13 protein-coding genes, 4 tRNA genes and 1 riboswitch are annotated in these 15,066 nt (G+C 57.1%); of the genes, 4 read left to right on the forward strand and 13 right to left on the reverse strand.

Going from position 1 to position 15,066, the window contains the following annotated elements; genetic code table 11:
- Nucleotides 1–269, forward strand: a 269-nt coding sequence (locus BVK86_RS29960) for a hypothetical protein (protein WP_208609342.1), incomplete at its 5' end; no start/stop codon positions are given.
- A gap of 160 nt (nt 270–429) precedes the next feature.
- On the opposite strand, the gene BVK86_RS04670 is transcribed toward BVK86_RS29960, so the two are convergent.
- Nucleotides 430–506: transfer RNA gene (locus BVK86_RS04670), tRNA-Arg, on the reverse strand.
- 640 nt (nt 507–1,146) lie between these two features.
- Between BVK86_RS04670 and BVK86_RS04680 the strand changes: the two genes are divergently transcribed.
- Nucleotides 1,147–1,473, forward strand: a complete 327-nt coding sequence (locus BVK86_RS04680; protein WP_003178899.1) for an Arc family DNA-binding protein — start codon at nt 1,147–1,149, stop codon at nt 1,471–1,473.
- A 322-nt stretch (nt 1,474–1,795) separates the two neighbouring features.
- On the opposite strand, the gene BVK86_RS04685 is transcribed toward BVK86_RS04680, so the two are convergent.
- Both BVK86_RS04685 and mgtE read right to left on the reverse strand, forming a co-directional pair.
- Nucleotides 1,796–2,821, reverse strand: coding sequence for an IS110 family RNA-guided transposase (locus BVK86_RS04685; protein WP_075945330.1), 1,026 nt, complete (start codon nt 2,819–2,821; stop codon nt 1,796–1,798).
- Nucleotides 2,822–2,927: 106 nt separating this feature from the next.
- Nucleotides 2,928–4,370, reverse strand: a complete 1,443-nt coding sequence (gene mgtE / locus BVK86_RS04690) for a magnesium transporter (protein WP_075945331.1) — start codon at nt 4,368–4,370, stop codon at nt 2,928–2,930.
- Between the two features lie 319 nt (nt 4,371–4,689).
- On the opposite strand from mgtE, the gene BVK86_RS04695 reads away from it, so the two are divergent.
- Entirely contained in the window at nt 4,690–5,211 is a 522-nt protein-coding gene (locus BVK86_RS04695; RefSeq protein WP_075945332.1) for a cell envelope protein SmpA, read from the forward strand.
- Between the two features lie 19 nt (nt 5,212–5,230).
- On the opposite strand, the gene BVK86_RS04700 is transcribed toward BVK86_RS04695, so the two are convergent.
- The 7 genes from BVK86_RS04700 to ltaE all read right to left on the reverse strand — a co-directional run bounded on the left by BVK86_RS04700 (nt 5,231) and on the right by ltaE (nt 11,195).
- A tRNA-Arg gene (locus BVK86_RS04700) sits at nt 5,231–5,307 on the reverse strand.
- Between the two features lie 71 nt (nt 5,308–5,378).
- A tRNA-Arg gene (locus BVK86_RS04705) sits at nt 5,379–5,455 on the reverse strand.
- A gap of 107 nt (nt 5,456–5,562) precedes the next feature.
- Nucleotides 5,563–5,653: transfer RNA gene (locus tag BVK86_RS04710), tRNA-Ser, on the reverse strand.
- Nucleotides 5,654–5,715: 62 nt separating this feature from the next.
- The gene (csrA, locus tag BVK86_RS04715; RefSeq protein ID WP_002554426.1) at nt 5,716–5,904 is read right to left on the reverse strand and encodes a carbon storage regulator CsrA; all 189 of its coding nucleotides are present in this window, start codon (nt 5,902–5,904) and stop codon (nt 5,716–5,718) included.
- A 188-nt stretch (nt 5,905–6,092) separates the two neighbouring features.
- Nucleotides 6,093–7,334, reverse strand: coding sequence for an aspartate kinase (locus BVK86_RS04720; protein ID WP_075945333.1), 1,242 nt, complete (start codon nt 7,332–7,334; stop codon nt 6,093–6,095).
- 91 nt (nt 7,335–7,425) lie between these two features.
- Nucleotides 7,426–10,044, reverse strand: a complete 2,619-nt coding sequence (gene alaS / locus BVK86_RS04725) for an alanine--tRNA ligase (protein WP_075945334.1) — start codon at nt 10,042–10,044, stop codon at nt 7,426–7,428.
- Between the two features lie 146 nt (nt 10,045–10,190).
- Nucleotides 10,191–11,195 (reverse strand): low-specificity L-threonine aldolase, encoded by a 1,005-nt coding sequence (ltaE, locus tag BVK86_RS04730; protein ID WP_075945335.1) that lies wholly within the window; start codon nt 11,193–11,195, stop codon nt 10,191–10,193.
- A gap of 196 nt (nt 11,196–11,391) precedes the next feature.
- A riboswitch (FMN riboswitch) is annotated at nt 11,392–11,561 on the forward strand.
- Nucleotides 11,562–11,663: 102 nt separating this feature from the next.
- Between ltaE and BVK86_RS04735 the strand changes: the two genes are divergently transcribed.
- Complete coding sequence (locus BVK86_RS04735) at nt 11,664–12,176, forward strand: 6,7-dimethyl-8-ribityllumazine synthase (RefSeq protein ID WP_075945336.1); 513 nt, start codon at nt 11,664–11,666, stop codon at nt 12,174–12,176.
- 49 nt (nt 12,177–12,225) lie between these two features.
- On the opposite strand, the gene astE is transcribed toward BVK86_RS04735, so the two are convergent.
- The 3 genes from astE to astB form a co-directional block, all read right to left on the reverse strand.
- On the reverse strand, nt 12,226–13,236 hold the full coding sequence (gene astE, locus BVK86_RS04740; RefSeq protein WP_075945337.1) for a succinylglutamate desuccinylase: 1,011 nt from the start codon (nt 13,234–13,236) through the stop codon (nt 12,226–12,228).
- Nucleotides 13,237–13,248: 12 nt separating this feature from the next.
- The gene (locus tag BVK86_RS04745) at nt 13,249–13,539 is read right to left on the reverse strand and encodes a hypothetical protein (protein WP_056852554.1); all 291 of its coding nucleotides are present in this window, start codon (nt 13,537–13,539) and stop codon (nt 13,249–13,251) included.
- A 61-nt stretch (nt 13,540–13,600) separates the two neighbouring features.
- Complete coding sequence (gene astB / locus BVK86_RS04750; RefSeq protein WP_075945338.1) at nt 13,601–14,947, reverse strand: N-succinylarginine dihydrolase; 1,347 nt, start codon at nt 14,945–14,947, stop codon at nt 13,601–13,603.
- Nucleotides 14,948–15,066: the final 119 nt, after the last annotated feature.

A 15,066-nucleotide genomic window follows, 5' to 3' on the forward strand; every position in this document is an offset into this window, starting at 1 on the left:
TCTACAGCAGCCTCATTTGCTGTCAAGTGGTTATTTTCAGAAGTTTTCAAGGATTTCCTCAACAACTTCAACCACTTGCGCTTTCGATCTCTCGTCAGCGGGAGGCGAATTCTACAGCGTTACACGCTGCTGTCAACACCTCTTCTTCAACTTCCTTCTGGCTTCGATGGCCTGAAGCTACTTGCTGCCGAAAACTGCGTAACTCGTTGTTTACCAAGGAGTTTTCCGTTTCGACTGCGCCGGAAGTGGGGCGAATTATAGACATCTGAAATCTGCCGTCAAGCACTGATTTGGGTTTTCTATGAATTAACGACTAGATGCTGGATTCACCCCCCGCCATCTATATAGAAGAGGACCTGCCAACAGAGAGGGAGCGCAGAGTGCCTAACGACCGTCAGACCATGAGGATAACTAGACGCATTAGGAAAGTGGTGTCCCAGGGCAGGTTCGAACTGCCAACCTTCCCCTTAGGAGGGGGATGCTCTATCCAATTGAGCTACTGAGACACATGTGCCCGCGAGGATACGCACGGCGATGGACGGCGAGCATGTTAACGACCAAGCCCGCCTTTGTCATGTCGTCCTTTAGCTTTTTAAGTGTAGGCATATACCATCTATAAAGCATGAAGCATCCCATCAGAGACCAGCACTGCCTTTGGCACCGCAACAGCGCGTCAACAAAACAGAATCGAGGAAGCTCTGAGAGTACCGAGCGGCACCATATCGCTGACGGAAAATCCCCCACACCGTCAAAATCAACCTGCCATCCATCCTAAATAGCCTTCTCGAGCCCCTCCCCCCCTAGTAAATCGGCCATTTGCCACTATCCTGTAAAGGTAAGGGACAGTGGTCGAATTCGCTCGCTCTGCCCCATGTGTTTGGATGCCTACTCATAGGCAGAAGGCGCGATCAGCGATACGGACCGGGCAACTTTCCAACCAGTCCGCATTTCTGACAATTGGTGCTGGCAGAACGCCTTTATCCAGTTCAATATTTGTCACAGAATTGACGCCAATGATCTGGCTGCTTTGAGGCATGATGCGGGCCTCTATCAATTCAGGTTGAACATTTGGCTGCATCGCTTGTCCTAACTGACATCCTGCGGCCAATCCCGAGAACCGCTCCCCTGAACTAACCGGTTAAATATATGCGCCCATTGAAACAGGCAATTTATTCCAGCCGTACGGCTGACAAGTTCGTCGTACGTCTGCCAGACGGAATGCGTGAACGCATTGCCGAGGTGGCTCGCAATCATCATCGCAGCATGAACTCCGAAATCATCGCGCGCCTTGAGCAGAGCCTGATTCAGGAAGGCGCGCTGGGCGAAGAGCTGAGCATGCGCCTGGACAGCCCAGAGCTTTCTTTGCACGAACGTGAACTGTTGCAGCGCTTTCGCCAACTCTCCCACCGCCAGCAAAACGCTCTCGTTTCGCTGATTGCTCATGACGCCGAAATGGCCGCAGACGCCTCCTGAGCAATCCAGAAAATCCAAGCCAGCTTAATTGCTGGCTTTTTTTTGCCTGAAATTCAGGCACAAAAATCTATGGTCCCCCCATTTTTGCAATACTGATTAGTGGGTGAAGTGGTTGGCTTGCTTAAATCTATCCGGCGTCTGTTTGGGGCATGCCCCAGCGCCACGATGAGAGTCGCGCCTAACGATCCTTAAAAAACCGTCGGCTTCTGGAGCCGATTTTTGTGTCAGGATCTTCGCCAGGCCGGTAGGCCGTTCACGTCATCCGTTGTTTAGCTATCGCAAAACCTGAAGGGTGATTCGTGGTACTGCAACAACCGCAGGGTCAGGCGTTCAGCGCGTCTGGCCCTGCTTCATACTGCGTATGGTGAGCGGCTATCGCCCAGGCGATACGCGCTAGTTTATTGGCCAAGGCACAGGCCACCACATTGAAGTGTCGTCGGCTGAGCAGTGAACGCACCCAGTCAGCCAGCGCCCCTTTTTGGTGTTCCAGCCTCTGCATATAGACCCGAGCACACTGCACCAACAGTTGTAGCAGGTGCTTGTCACCGCGCTTGCTGATCCCCAGCAGGTTGGCCTTGCCACCCGTGCTGTACTGCCTTGGCACCAAGCCAACGGACGCAGCAAAATCGCGACTGCATCGGTACCGCTGACCATCGCCCATCTCCACAGCCAATAGGCTGGCGGTGATCGGCCCGACACATGGCAGGCTCAGCAAACGACTACCCAGATCATCGCCGGCCAGTTGGCCAGCCAATTCTTTATCAAACGCCTTGATCTGCTCATCCAGGTAGACGAAGTGATCGTGCAGGCGCTGCAACAACACCGTCAAACGAACGGGCAACTCACGCTCAGCCAAGGCACTCGCCAAGCGCCGCATGATCGCCAGCCCCTTGGGCAGGCTGACGCCGAACTCCAGCAGGAAGCCATGCATTTGATTGGCGATTTTGGTGCGGTCATGCACCAGCGATTCGCGCATACGATGCAGAACAGACAGGGTTTGCTGAGCCTCGGTTTTAGGCGTAACGAAGCGCATGGATGGACGAGAAGCGGCCTCGCAAATCGCTTCGGCATCGACGAAGTCGTTTTTGTTGCCTTTAACGAAGGGGCGAACGAACTGTGGAGAAATCAGCTTGGCCGTATGCCCCATAGACGTCAGTTGGCGAACGACAAAATGCGCACCAGCGCAGGCCTCCATCACCACGACGCAGCTCGGCAGGTTGCCGAAAAAATACATCATCTGCGGTCGTGAGAATTTTTTGCGAAACACCTCACGACCCGACTCATCCTGGCCATGAAGGTAGAAACTGTGTTTACCGAGATCGATACCGATCAGCGCTGACTCGCTCATGATGATGGCCTCCGAAAACAAAACACCCTGCGAAAGCGTAGCCCTCGCAGGGTGTGGGGTGACCATCTCATTAAACCGCCAGTTGGCGGGTTTCAAAGCAGAAAAACTAGAGCAGGAAAATCGTCGCCAACCCAAGGAAAATGAAGAAGCCACCACTGTCAGTCATGGCGGTAATCATTACACTGGCCCCCATCGCAGGGTCGCGCCCCAGGCGCACCAGCGTCATCGGAATCAAAACCCCCATCAACGCGGCAAGCAGCAGGTTAAGCGTCATGGCGGCCGTCATTACCACCCCTAAAGACCAGCTGCCATAAAGCAGATAAGCGACAACGCCAATGACCCCACCCCAGACCACGCCATTGATCAGCGCAACCGCCAGCTCCTTGCGCATCAGCCGCGAAGTATTGCCGGTACTCACCTGGTCCAACGCCATGGCGCGAACAATCATGGTAATGGTCTGATTCCCAGAGTTACCACCGATGCCCGCCACAATCGGCATCAATGCCGCCAGTGCTACCAACTTCTCGATGGAACCCTCGAACAGACCGATCACTCGGGATGCAACGAAAGCGGTGATCAAGTTCACCGCCAGCCAGGCCCAACGGTTACGCAGGGACTTCCAGACTGACGCAAAAATATCTTCTTCTTCACGCAGACCCGCCATGTTGAGAACTTCGCTTTCGCTCTCTTCACGAATCAGGTCGACCATTTCGTCAATGGTCAGTCGGCCAATCAGCTTGCCGTTCTTGTCTACGACGGGCGCTGAAATCAAGTCATAACGCTCAAACGCCTGAGCAGCATCGTAAGCATCTTCATCCGGATGAAAGCTTACCGGATCACTCGCCATGACCTCGGAAACCTGCTTGTCCGGATCGTTGACCAGCAAACGCTTGATCGGCAAAACGCCCTTGAGGACGCCGTCGTAATCAACAACGAACAGTTTGTCGGTATGGCCTGGCAATTCTTTGAGGCGACGCAGGTAACGCAGCACCACTTCGAGACTGACGTCCTCACGGATCGTCACCATCTCGAAGTCCATCAGTGCACCGACCTGTTCCTCGTCATAGGAAAGGGCGGAACGCACACGCTCGCGCTGCTGGTTGTCCAGGGTCTCCATCAACTCATGGACGACATCTCGCGGCAGCTCGGAAGCCAGGTCAGCAAGTTCATCGGCGTCCATGTCCTTGGCCGCCGCCAGGAGCTCGTGATCGTCCATGTCGGCGATCAGGGTTTCACGTACCGAGTCGGATACTTCGAGAAGAATGTCGCCGTCGCGATCTGCTTTGACCAGTTGCCAAAGCGTCAGACGATCGTCCAGAGGCAGAGCTTCAAGGATGTAAGCGACGTCGGCGGAGTGCAGGTCATCGAGCTTACGTTGCAACTCGACGAGATTCTGCCGGTGAACCAGATTCTCGACCCGATCGTGATGCGGGCCTTCCTGGCGGTGAGTCAGGTCTTCAACCACTCGCTGACGCTGCAACAGCTCAACAACTTGAGCGAGGCGGTCCTGCAAGCTTTCTTGTGTTTTCTTTACTTCAACTTCAGACATAGGCGAACTCCACTCCCAGCAGCGGGGCGCGCCGGAAGGATCAATCAGTCAATTCATGATTGGAAAAACGGGGTGTTGAGTAACTACTGGGTAAGTCCATGGAAGTATTCCAAAAGCCCCGGCGGGGCTGACGGGCGCAATGATACACCGCTTGACGGTTTGAAATGTTAAAAAATCGCGGCTGAAACAAGCGCTTGCAAGACAATCTTGAGCACTGTCCTAACCCTTCAAACTAGACGACGCATCCTGAAAAGAAAACACACTCCTCAAGCAAAAGGTGGCGTCTACGCTGAAAAGAAATCGTCATGGAGGACGCTTGATGCCAGCTTACCTGCGCTATTTCCTATTGATCACCCTGCTTTGCCGAACCCCCTGGGCAATTGCCACCACCATTCATAGATGCGAAGCAACCAACGGGCACATTACTTACACCACCCATGGCTGCACTCCTGATGAAAGCCGCTCGATACAGGATGTCCGCACGTACACGCTGAACAATGAGCCCATCACCCTCATGCCAGGGCCCGAGACTCGCCGGGCCCCTGACAGGAACAGCAAAAGGAATGAACCAACCATTGTCGGAAAGAGCGAAGACGGATGCGGAAATCTGATCAGCGCCAGAGAACGACGAGAAGCAATCATCAATCAGCGGGTGGTCGCGGGCATGAGCCAGCAGGATGTCGAAAGCGCGCTAGGCAAGCCAGACAAGATCAGTATTCGCAATTCGAGCACAAGCTATCGCTACGAAACCAAGCGAGGACGCAGCGCGAATATCGAATTCGATGAAAGAGGATGCACGAAAGGAAAAGCCAAATCCCAGACGGCAAAAAGCCCGCATTAAATGCGGGCTTTCTGTTGTATGGTGCACTCGACAGGATTCGAACCTGTGACCGCTCGGTTCGTAGCCGAGTACTCTATCCAGCTGAGCTACGAGTGCATTTGTATTTTTATACCAGATCACAACTGGTTGGAGCCAAGTCATTCACATCACTGCAAACAACTCTTAAATGGTGCACTCGACAGGATTCGAACCTGTGACCGCTCGGTTCGTAGCCGAGTACTCTATCCAGCTGAGCTACGAGTGCATTTGTTGCCGCGCATTATAGGCCGTCTAATCTCTATGTCAAACACTTTTTCTAGTAATTTCAACAACTTACCGAAGAAGCCAGATTACAACGTACTAAGCAAATAATGGCGGAGAACGGGGGATTCGAACCCCCGACACCCTTTTGAGGTGTACTCCCTTAGCAGGGGAGCGCCTTCGGCCACTCGGCCAGCTCTCCGCAACACGGGGCGTATCTTAACCAACCTTTTCCCCGTTTGCAAACATAAAAAACGATAAAAATTAATGGCTTGGTTCTTCGTCCTTCTCTTTCTTGATGCGCAGGTAGATTTCCTCACGGTGTACCGCCACCTCTTTAGGAGCGTTCACACCAATACGCACTTGATTTCCTTTGACGCCGAGCACGGTCACGGTGATTTCGCCATCACCAATAATCAGGCTTTCTGCGCACCGACGAGTCAGAATCAACATACCTTTCTCCTCACGCCTTACATTTCAGGGACAACAGTCTGCAAAAAAATAGGCACTCGACCTACAACCCAAATCGGTCGCGGCCTACATGCCTGAGTATTGACTAGCGCGAGCAAAAGAACAGTCCTGGGGCCACGCCATTCAAAAAAACAAAAGGCGCGGTCAGACCGCACCTTTTGGCGAACGCATCACTCGCCCTGACGGGCCGGTGCGTCCAGTTCGAAAGCCGTATGCAGAGCGCGCACAGCCAATTCCAGGTACTTCTCTTCGATCACTACGGAGACTTTGATTTCCGAAGTCGAGATCATCTGGATGTTGATGCTCTCTTTGGCCAGCGCTTCGAACATGCGGCTGGCGACGCCCGCGTGGGAGCGCATGCCAACGCCGACGATCGACACCTTGGCGATCTTGGTATCGCCGATGACTTCACGGGCACCGATCTCGGCAGCGGTCTTTTCCAGCACGGTTTGCGCCGCCTGGTAGTCATTGCGGTGTACGGTGAACGTGAAGTCGGTGGTGTTATCGTGCGCAACGTTCTGCACGATCATGTCGACTTCGATGTTCGCGGCGCTGATCGGGCCGAGAATCTTGAATGCAACGCCCGGGGTGTCTGGCACGCCACGGATGGTCAGCTTGGCTTCATCGCGGTTGAAAGCGATGCCGGAAATGATCGGCTGTTCCATGGTTTCCTCTTCATCAATAGTAATGAGGGTGCCCGGACCCTCCTTGAAGCTGTGCAGTACGCGCAGCGGAACGTTGTACTTGCCGGCGAATTCCACCGCCCGGATCTGCAGCACCTTGGAACCGAGGCTGGCCATTTCCAGCATCTCTTCAAAGGTGATCTTGTCCAGACGCTGGGCCACGGACACAACGCGCGGGTCGGTGGTGTAGACGCCGTCCACGTCGGTGTAGATCTGGCATTCGTCAGCCTTCAGGGCCGCCGCCAGCGCCACGCCGGTGGTATCTGAACCGCCACGACCGAGCGTGGTGATATTGCCGTGCTCGTCGACACCCTGGAAACCGGCGACAACCACCACGCGACCGGCCTTCAGGTCACCGCGAATCTTCTGGTCATCAATCTGCAAGATACGCGCTTTATTGTGCGCACTGTCCGTCAGGATCCGAACCTGGTTACCGGTGTAGGACACTGCCGGCACACCGCGCTTGATCAATGCCATGGCCAACAGGGCAATCGTCACCTGCTCACCGGTGGAAACGATCACATCCAGCTCACGGGGAACCGGCTGATCTTCTCCACTGATTTGCTTGGCCAGATCGATCAGACGGTTGGTTTCGCCGCTCATTGCAGACAGCACAACCACCAGGTCATCGCCGGCTTCGCGGAATTTCTTAACCTTGTCGGCGACCTGCTCGATTCTCTCGACAGTGCCGACCGAGGTGCCTCCAAATTTCTGTACGATCAAAGCCATTTCAAAGCCGCCTCTGCCCGTGAAGGGCGCCCAAATAATCACTCAAACAGCGTTCCGGCCCGCCACTAGACTGCGGGCCGGAGGTGCTGCCTTATAAACCCTGCTCTACAAACGGAACAGTCAGCGCCAGTGCTGCGTCCAGAGCGCCGGCGTCTGTGCCGCCGCCTTGCGCCATATCCGGACGACCACCGCCCTTCCCGCCCACTGCTGCAGCGGCTTGCTTCATCAAATCACCGGCTTTGAGTTGGCCAGTCAGGTCTTTGGTTACGCCTGCAACCAGAACGACCTTTTCCTCATGGACACTGCCGAGCAGGATCACTGCGCGACCGAGTTTGTTTTTCAGCTGATCGACCAGCGCCAGCAGCGCCTTGCCGTCCTGACCGTCGAGTCGCACGGACAGTACCTTCACGCCTTTGACATCCAGGGCGGAAGCCGACAGATCATCGCCCGCCGCGCTGGCTGCCTTGGCTTGCAACTGCTCGAGTTGCTTCTCCAGCAGACGGTTGCGCTCCAGCACAGCCGACAGCTTGTCGATCAGGTTGTCGCGGCTGCCCTTGACCAGGTTGGCCGCTTCCTTGAGTTGTTCTTCCGCCGCGTTCAAGTAAGCCAGTGCCGCAGCACCGGTGACGGCCTCGATACGACGCACACCCGACGCCACACCGCCTTCGCTGATGATTTTCAGCAGGCCGATGTCGCCGGTACGGTTCGCGTGGATACCGCCGCACAGTTCGACGGAGAAATCGCCGCCCATGCTCAGCACGCGCACGTTGTCGCCGTACTTCTCGCCGAACAGCGCCATGGCGCCCTTCTGCTTGGCGGTCTCGATGTCGGTTTCTTCGGTTTCAACAGCAGAGTTCTTGCGGATCTCGGCGTTGACGATATCTTCCAGCGCTTTCAGCTGTTCAGGCTTGATCGCTTCGAAGTGGCTGAAGTCGAAACGCAGACGCTGGCTATCCACCAACGAACCTTTCTGCTGAACGTGCTCACCCAGTACCTGACGCAATGCCGCGTGCAGCAAGTGGGTGGCCGAGTGGTTCAACGAAGTCGCGTGTCGCACCTCGTCATCTACGTGGGTTTCCACTGGAGCGCCGATGGTCAGGCTGCCCGAATCCAGCACGCCGTGGTGCAGGAATGCACCGCCGGTTTTGGTGGTGTCTCGCACATCGAAACGCGCGTTGCCCGCCTGGAGAAAGCCGCAGTCGCCGACCTGGCCGCCGGATTCAGCATAGAACGGCGTCTGGTTGAGAACGATCACCGCCTCTTCGCCTTCATTCAAGACGTCGACCGACTGGCCATCTTTATAGATGGCGACGATTTTCGCCGAACCGCTGGTGTCTGCGTAACCGGTGAACTCGGTGGCCACATCAACCTTGACCAGCGTGTTGTAGTCCAGACCGAACGAGCTGGCCGAACGCGCGCGAACACGCTGGGCTTCCATCTCACGTTCGAAACCGGCTTCGTCGACGGTCAGGTTGCGCTCGCGCGCGATGTCGGCGGTCAGGTCCATCGGGAAACCGTAGGTGTCGTAGAGTTTGAACACCACGTCGCCCGGCACCACGGTGCCTTTGAGCTCCAGCAGATCCTGCTCGAGAATCTTCAGGCCGTGCTCCAGTGTCTTGGAGAACTGCTCTTCTTCGGCCTTGAGCACGCGTTCGATGTTGCTCTGCTGCTTCTTCAATTCCGGGAAAGCTTCGCCCATCTCGGCGACCAGTGCCGCGACGATCTTGTAGAAGAAGCTGCCAGTGGCGCCCAGCTTGTTACCGTGACGGCAGGCGCGACGGATGATTCGGCGCAATACGTAACCGCGACCTTCGTTGGACGGCAGCACGCCGTCCGCGATCAGGAAACCGCACGAGCGGATGTGGTCGGAAACCACTTTCAGCGAAGACTGATCGCCATTTTCGCAACCGATCGCTTCAGCCGAGGCTTTCAGCAGATTCTTGAACAGGTCGATTTCGTAGTTGGAGTTGACGTGCTGCATCACCGCACTGATCCGCTCCAGGCCCATGCCGGTGTCGACCGACGGCGCTGGCAGCGGATGCAACACGCCGTCGGCGGTGCGGTTGAACTGCATGAACACGTTGTTCCAGATTTCGATATAACGGTCGCCATCTTCTTCCGGCGAGCCCGGTGGGCCGCCCCAGATGTGGTCGCCGTGATCGTAGAAAATCTCGGTGCATGGGCCGCAAGGACCGGTATCGCCCATGGTCCAGAAGTTGTCGGAGGCGTAAGGCGCGCCCTTGTTGTCGCCGATGCGAATCATACGCTCGACCGGCACACCGATCTCTTTGGTCCAGATGTCATACGCTTCATCGTCGGAGGCGTAGACGGTGACCCAGAGTTTTTCCTTCGGCAGTTTCAGAACGCCAGTCAGGAAGGTCCAGGCGAAGGTAATCGCATCGTGCTTGAAATAGTCACCGAAGCTGAAGTTACCCAGCATCTCGAAGAAGGTGTGGTGACGAGCGGTATAACCGACGTTTTCCAGGTCGCTGTTCTTGCCACCGGCACGCACGCATTTCTGGCTGCTGGTCGCGCGGGTGTACGCACGTTTTTCCTGGCCCAGGAAGCAGTCCTTGAACTGGTTCATCCCCGCGTTAGTGAACAGCAGGGTTGGGTCGTTGCCCGGAATCAAAGAGCTGGAGGCTACACGGGTGTGGCCTTGCTCTTCGAAGAAGCGAAGGAAGGCTTCACGGATTTCTGCGCTTTTCATTAGGTTCTTCCACGGAGGCTGCGGCCAAAGGCCTGTTCGAAACGTCAACAGACGAAGCGACGGCAAAGGGCCGCATTATATCGGCCCTGCGCGCGGGGTACAGCGTGTTTATACGATAGAAACAGTCAATTGGAGCGCTAACGCTATCACTTGCGCGAAAAGTCGACGAATGTCGCGACGACCTGCTCGATTTGCGCCCGGCTGACGTCCATGTGCGTGACCATGCGCAGACGAGCGGCGGCACTGAGTTTGATACCGCGCTCGGCAGCGAAGGCCTTGATCGCCTCGGCCTTGTCACCCATCGAGACGTACACCATGTTGGTCTGAACCGGCTCGACTTCATAACCCGCCGCGCGCAAACCTTCAGCCAGCCGTTGCGCATTGGCATGGTCGTCGGCCAGACGCTGAACGTTGTTATCCAGCGCATACAGGCCCGCCGCCGCCAGAATCCCGGCCTGACGCATGCCGCCGCCGACCATTTTGCGCAGACGCCGCGCCTTGCCGATCAGCTCGGCAGCGCCGCACAGCACCGAGCCGACGGGCGCGCCCAACCCCTTGGAAAGACAAACGGAGACGGAGTCGAAATGCTGGGTGATTTCCCGGGCATCAACCCCGAGCTTGACCGCAGCGTTGTACAGCCGCGCGCCGTCCAGGTGAAGTTGCAGCCCGTGTTCACGGGTAAAGCTACGCGCCCGGGCAAGGTACTCCAGAGGCAGGACTTTGCCCTGCATGGTGTTTTCCAGCGCCAGCAGGCGGGTGCGGGCAAAGTGGAAATCGTCCGGTTTGATCGCGGCGGCGACCTGCGCCAGGTCCAGCGAGCCATCGGCCTGCACTTCCAGCGGCTGTGGCTGGATCGAGCCGAGTACGGCCGCGCCGCCACCTTCGTACTTATAGGTGTGCGCCTGCTGACCGACGATGTATTCGTCGCCGCGTTCGCAATGGGCCATCAAACCCAGCAGATTGCTCATGGTACCGGTAGGCACAAACAGGGCGGCGACAAAACCGAGTCGGCTGGCCAGTTCCGCTTCCAGATGATTGACCGTCGGATCTTCACCATAAACGTCATCCCCCGTGGCGGCGGTGGCCATTGCGTCGAGCATGCCGGCGGTTGGTTGGGTGACGGTGTCGCTGCGAAGATCGATAACGCTCATGAATCTGGCCTCGGTAAGCAGGGGAAATCCCTTTCAGAAAGAATTACTGCGGTCATGCCGGTGAATATTCAACCCTTGCGCAAGGATAATGCCCGTTAATACAGCGAAATACTCGATGACAATCATCTGAAAGCATCAATGCGCCTGTGGGAAATATGTGTTAAAAACGCTGCGCCGCCAGACTTTCTGGTGGCAAAAACGTTCTCAGGGCGGGGTGCAACTCCCCACCGGCGGTAATTGCGCGCAATGCGCATAGCCCGCGAGCGCTTGGCGACAACCCGCTTCGGCGGTGATTGGCGGCAAGGTCAGCAGACCCGGTGTGATCCCGGGGCCGACGGTCATAGTCCGGATGAAGAGAGAACGGGATTGGCGCCAAAGGGCTGTCCGCAGGCATTCGTGCCGGCGTGCATACCCTTAAATCCCATTCGATTCATATGCCCTGTTTTTTTCTCAAACAGGAGTCAGAACATGCAACCCACCGCAATCGACAGCAAAAGCAAAAACCATCAGGGCGAGCGCGTTGCGTTCATCCAGGCCTGCTGGCACAAGGAAATCGTTGATCAGAGCCGTAAAGGCTTCGTCGCTGAAATGATTGCCCAGGGTTATCAGGAATCCGACATCGATTTTTTCGAAGTCGGCGGCGCCTTTGAAATGCCTCTGCACGCCAAGTTGTTGGCCAAGACCGGTCGTTATGCCGGCATCGTCGCCGCAGCACTGGTGGTGGACGGTGGGATCTACCGTCACGAGTTCGTCGCCCAGTCAGTGGTCAGCGGTTTGATGCAGGTTCAACTGGAAACCGAAGTGCCGGTGTTCTCGGTGTCCCTGACCCCGCACCACTTCCATGCCGGCGAAGAACTGCATCATAAGTTCTTCTTCGATCACTTCGTGCACAAAGGCCAGGAAGCGGCGAAGACCTGCGCGGATACGCTGAGCAAGATTCGCGCGTTGCGTCGCACCGAGCCGCGTGCGGTGGCCGTCTAAACACCGAACCTGCAGGAGCCGGCTTGCTGGCTCCTACTGAAGCTGTGTGTCAGGCCAGGTTTTCGTCGGTGGCCGGTACAATGAGGATGCCGGCGCGCAGGCCGTTCTTCACCTTGGGGTTCGGGAAGATGATCCGGGCGCCCTCTTCTTCGATGATCCAGCGGGTGTTGGCGATGTCTTCCGCCAGCAGGTAACCCACTTCCAGTTCCGAAAAATTCTCGATATCCACCGGCAGGTTCAGGCGGAAGCTGTCGCTGTGCTTGATGATTTCCCGGGCCACACTGAACAGTTGCAAACCGTCCAGTGATGCCTCGGTCAATTCCGGCTCGGTGCCTTCAATGATCTGTTTGAGGCGGGTCTCCAGCAGCGACACATTGACCCCGTCGTTCTGCCCGAACGGCCGCGCCTTGCCCAACTCCAGCGTGAAAGCTTCGGCCCCGAGCTTGTCGTAGGTGTAGGAACTGAAAACGATGGACGGTTTGTTCTGCAGCAGCACCGCTTCCATCCCGGCGGCGCGAAGACGAGCCAGTTCCTGACGCGAATGCGGGCGATCTTCCTTCCACGGGTACAAGGCGAACTGCTCGATTTTCGAACCACGAATGGCGGTGTGCAGGTCGTAGTGCAGACGCTGGCGATCCGGCAGGCTGAAGAAACTGGCGGCCAAACGCTCCAGCTCACAAGCACGTAAGGCTTCGGAGCCGCTGCTTTGTTCGTGACGACCGTTGAACAGCCGATTGACGTCCTGCTCGACGAAACGCTCGCCTTTGCGAATCGCTTCGGGGTTGCCGAACAGGAACAGAATACGTGCGCGCGGCTTCAGGTCGCCGCGGGCAATGTCGTGCAACAGGCGATCGAGCAACTCGATCGGCGCTGTTTCGTTGCCATGGATCCCCGCTGACAGCAGCAGGTCCAGGCCGTTGTCGCGCGCTTCAGGTGGCCGGACTTCCAGCGCACCTTCGCTCAACCAGCGCATGCGCACGCCTTCGACAGTCAGTTGAGTCTTCTCCGCCGGTTCGCGGCCGGCGAGGGTCAGTTCAAGCAGTTTGCCGAGGGCGAGCATAGAGCGGTTTCCTTAGTGGTCGTGATTGCAATCCGGGCCGTGGACGTGATCCTCGTCGTCGCCAGGCTCAGCCGGTTCCATCTCCAGTTGCAGACTTACCAGATTAGTCGCCAATGGGCGCAGCAGCAGGTTGGCGTATTCGGCGTCGCCTTCTTCGACGTCCACGCCGATCAGCAGTTGGCCGCGGCCGTCTTGCTGGATCCACAGCTCTTTGCCTTGCCACAGGACCGCGACGCGGGTGCAGGACGTTTCCAGTTGCGTGCCGTCGGTGTCTTCAAGGATCAGCTGCAGGGTATCGCTCATGTTTTTACGCTCTCGGTTGAGATGAAGCAGCGCGCTGTCGTGCACGACAACGCGCCGTCGATCAATTGATCTGGAATGGATAAACCGCGCCCAGTTTAAGGATTTGCGTCAGTTCATCCAGTGCCGTCCGGCACTCAAGCAGCAATTGCGGGTCCGCCAGATCGTTTTCGGTCATGCGGTCGCGGTAGTGCTTCTCGACCCATTCGGTCAGCGTGCCGTACAACGGTGCCGTCATGATAACGCCTGGGTTGACGGCCGCCAGTTCGGTTTCGTTGAGCGCGACGCGCAGCCTCAGGCAAGCAGGGCCACCGCCGTTTTGCATGCTCTGCTTGAGATCGAAAACTTTCACTTCACGAATCAGGCCGCCGGAGCTGGTCAAACCCTGCAAATACTGCCAGACACGCTCGTTGCCACGGCATTCTTCCGGGACGATCAAGAGCATGGAGCCGTCAGGACGCGACAGCAATTGGCTATTGAACAGGTAGGACCGAACCGCGTCTTCCACGGTTACCGCGGAACGCGGAACGCACACGGACTGAAATTTCCCACCGACTTTGGCGAGTTTGCTTTGCAGCTCAGCGAGCATCTGTTCGGTGTCGAGGAAGGCGTCCTCGTGATAGAACAGCACTTCACCGTTACCCACGGCAATCACATCATTGTGGAACACGCCCTGATCGATCACTGACGGGTTTTGCTGGGCATAGACCACACCGTCATCGCTCAAGCCGTGCAAACGCGCAACGGCCTGGGACGCTTCAAGGGTCTGGCGCGCCGGGTATTTCTGCGGTGCCGGGTAGCGGGTATCGAACGCGCTGCGGCCGAACACGAAGAACTCGACGCCGGCTTCGCCGTACTCACGGCAGAAGCGGGTGTGGTTGGCCGCGCCTTCGTCGCCGAACTGCGCCACGGCCGGCAACGCGGCGTGGTGAGCGAAGTGTTTCGGGTCGGCGAACATGGCCCCCAGCACGCGGCTGGTGGTCGGGTGTTCGATGCTGCGATGGTATTTGCAGTTGAGGTTGGCGGCGGTGAAATGCACGCGGCCGTCCGCGGTATCGGCGCTCGGGCTGACCGTGGCGGCGTTGGCCACCCACATGCTTGAGGCCGAGCAACTGGCAACCAGCAATGGCAGGGCTTCTTTAGCGGCGCGCTCGATCACTTGTGCATCGGTGCCGCTGAAGCCCAGGCGACGCAGTGCAGCCACATCCGGGCGCTCTTGCGGTGCCAGTACCCCCTGCTGGAAGCCCATTTCCATCAGCGCTTTCATCTTCGCCAGGCCTTGCAGCGCAGCTTCCTTGGGGTTGGAAGACTGCTGGCTGTTGCTCTGGGACGCGACGTTGCCGTAGGACAGGCCGCCGTAGTTATGGGTCGGCCCCACTAGACCGTCAAAATTGACTTCATAGGATTTCATCAGCGAGGCTCCACGAGAATCTGTTGTTATAGGCTTCAGTAACTAAATTTGAGACCGAGGCGCAGCCATCGCCAGCAGGCTGGCTCCCACAGGTTCGGGGGTGTCCACACATTTGGTGT

The organism is Pseudomonas reinekei (genome assembly GCF_001945365.1).
GTDB classification, from domain to species: domain Bacteria; phylum Pseudomonadota; class Gammaproteobacteria; order Pseudomonadales; family Pseudomonadaceae; genus Aquipseudomonas; species Aquipseudomonas reinekei.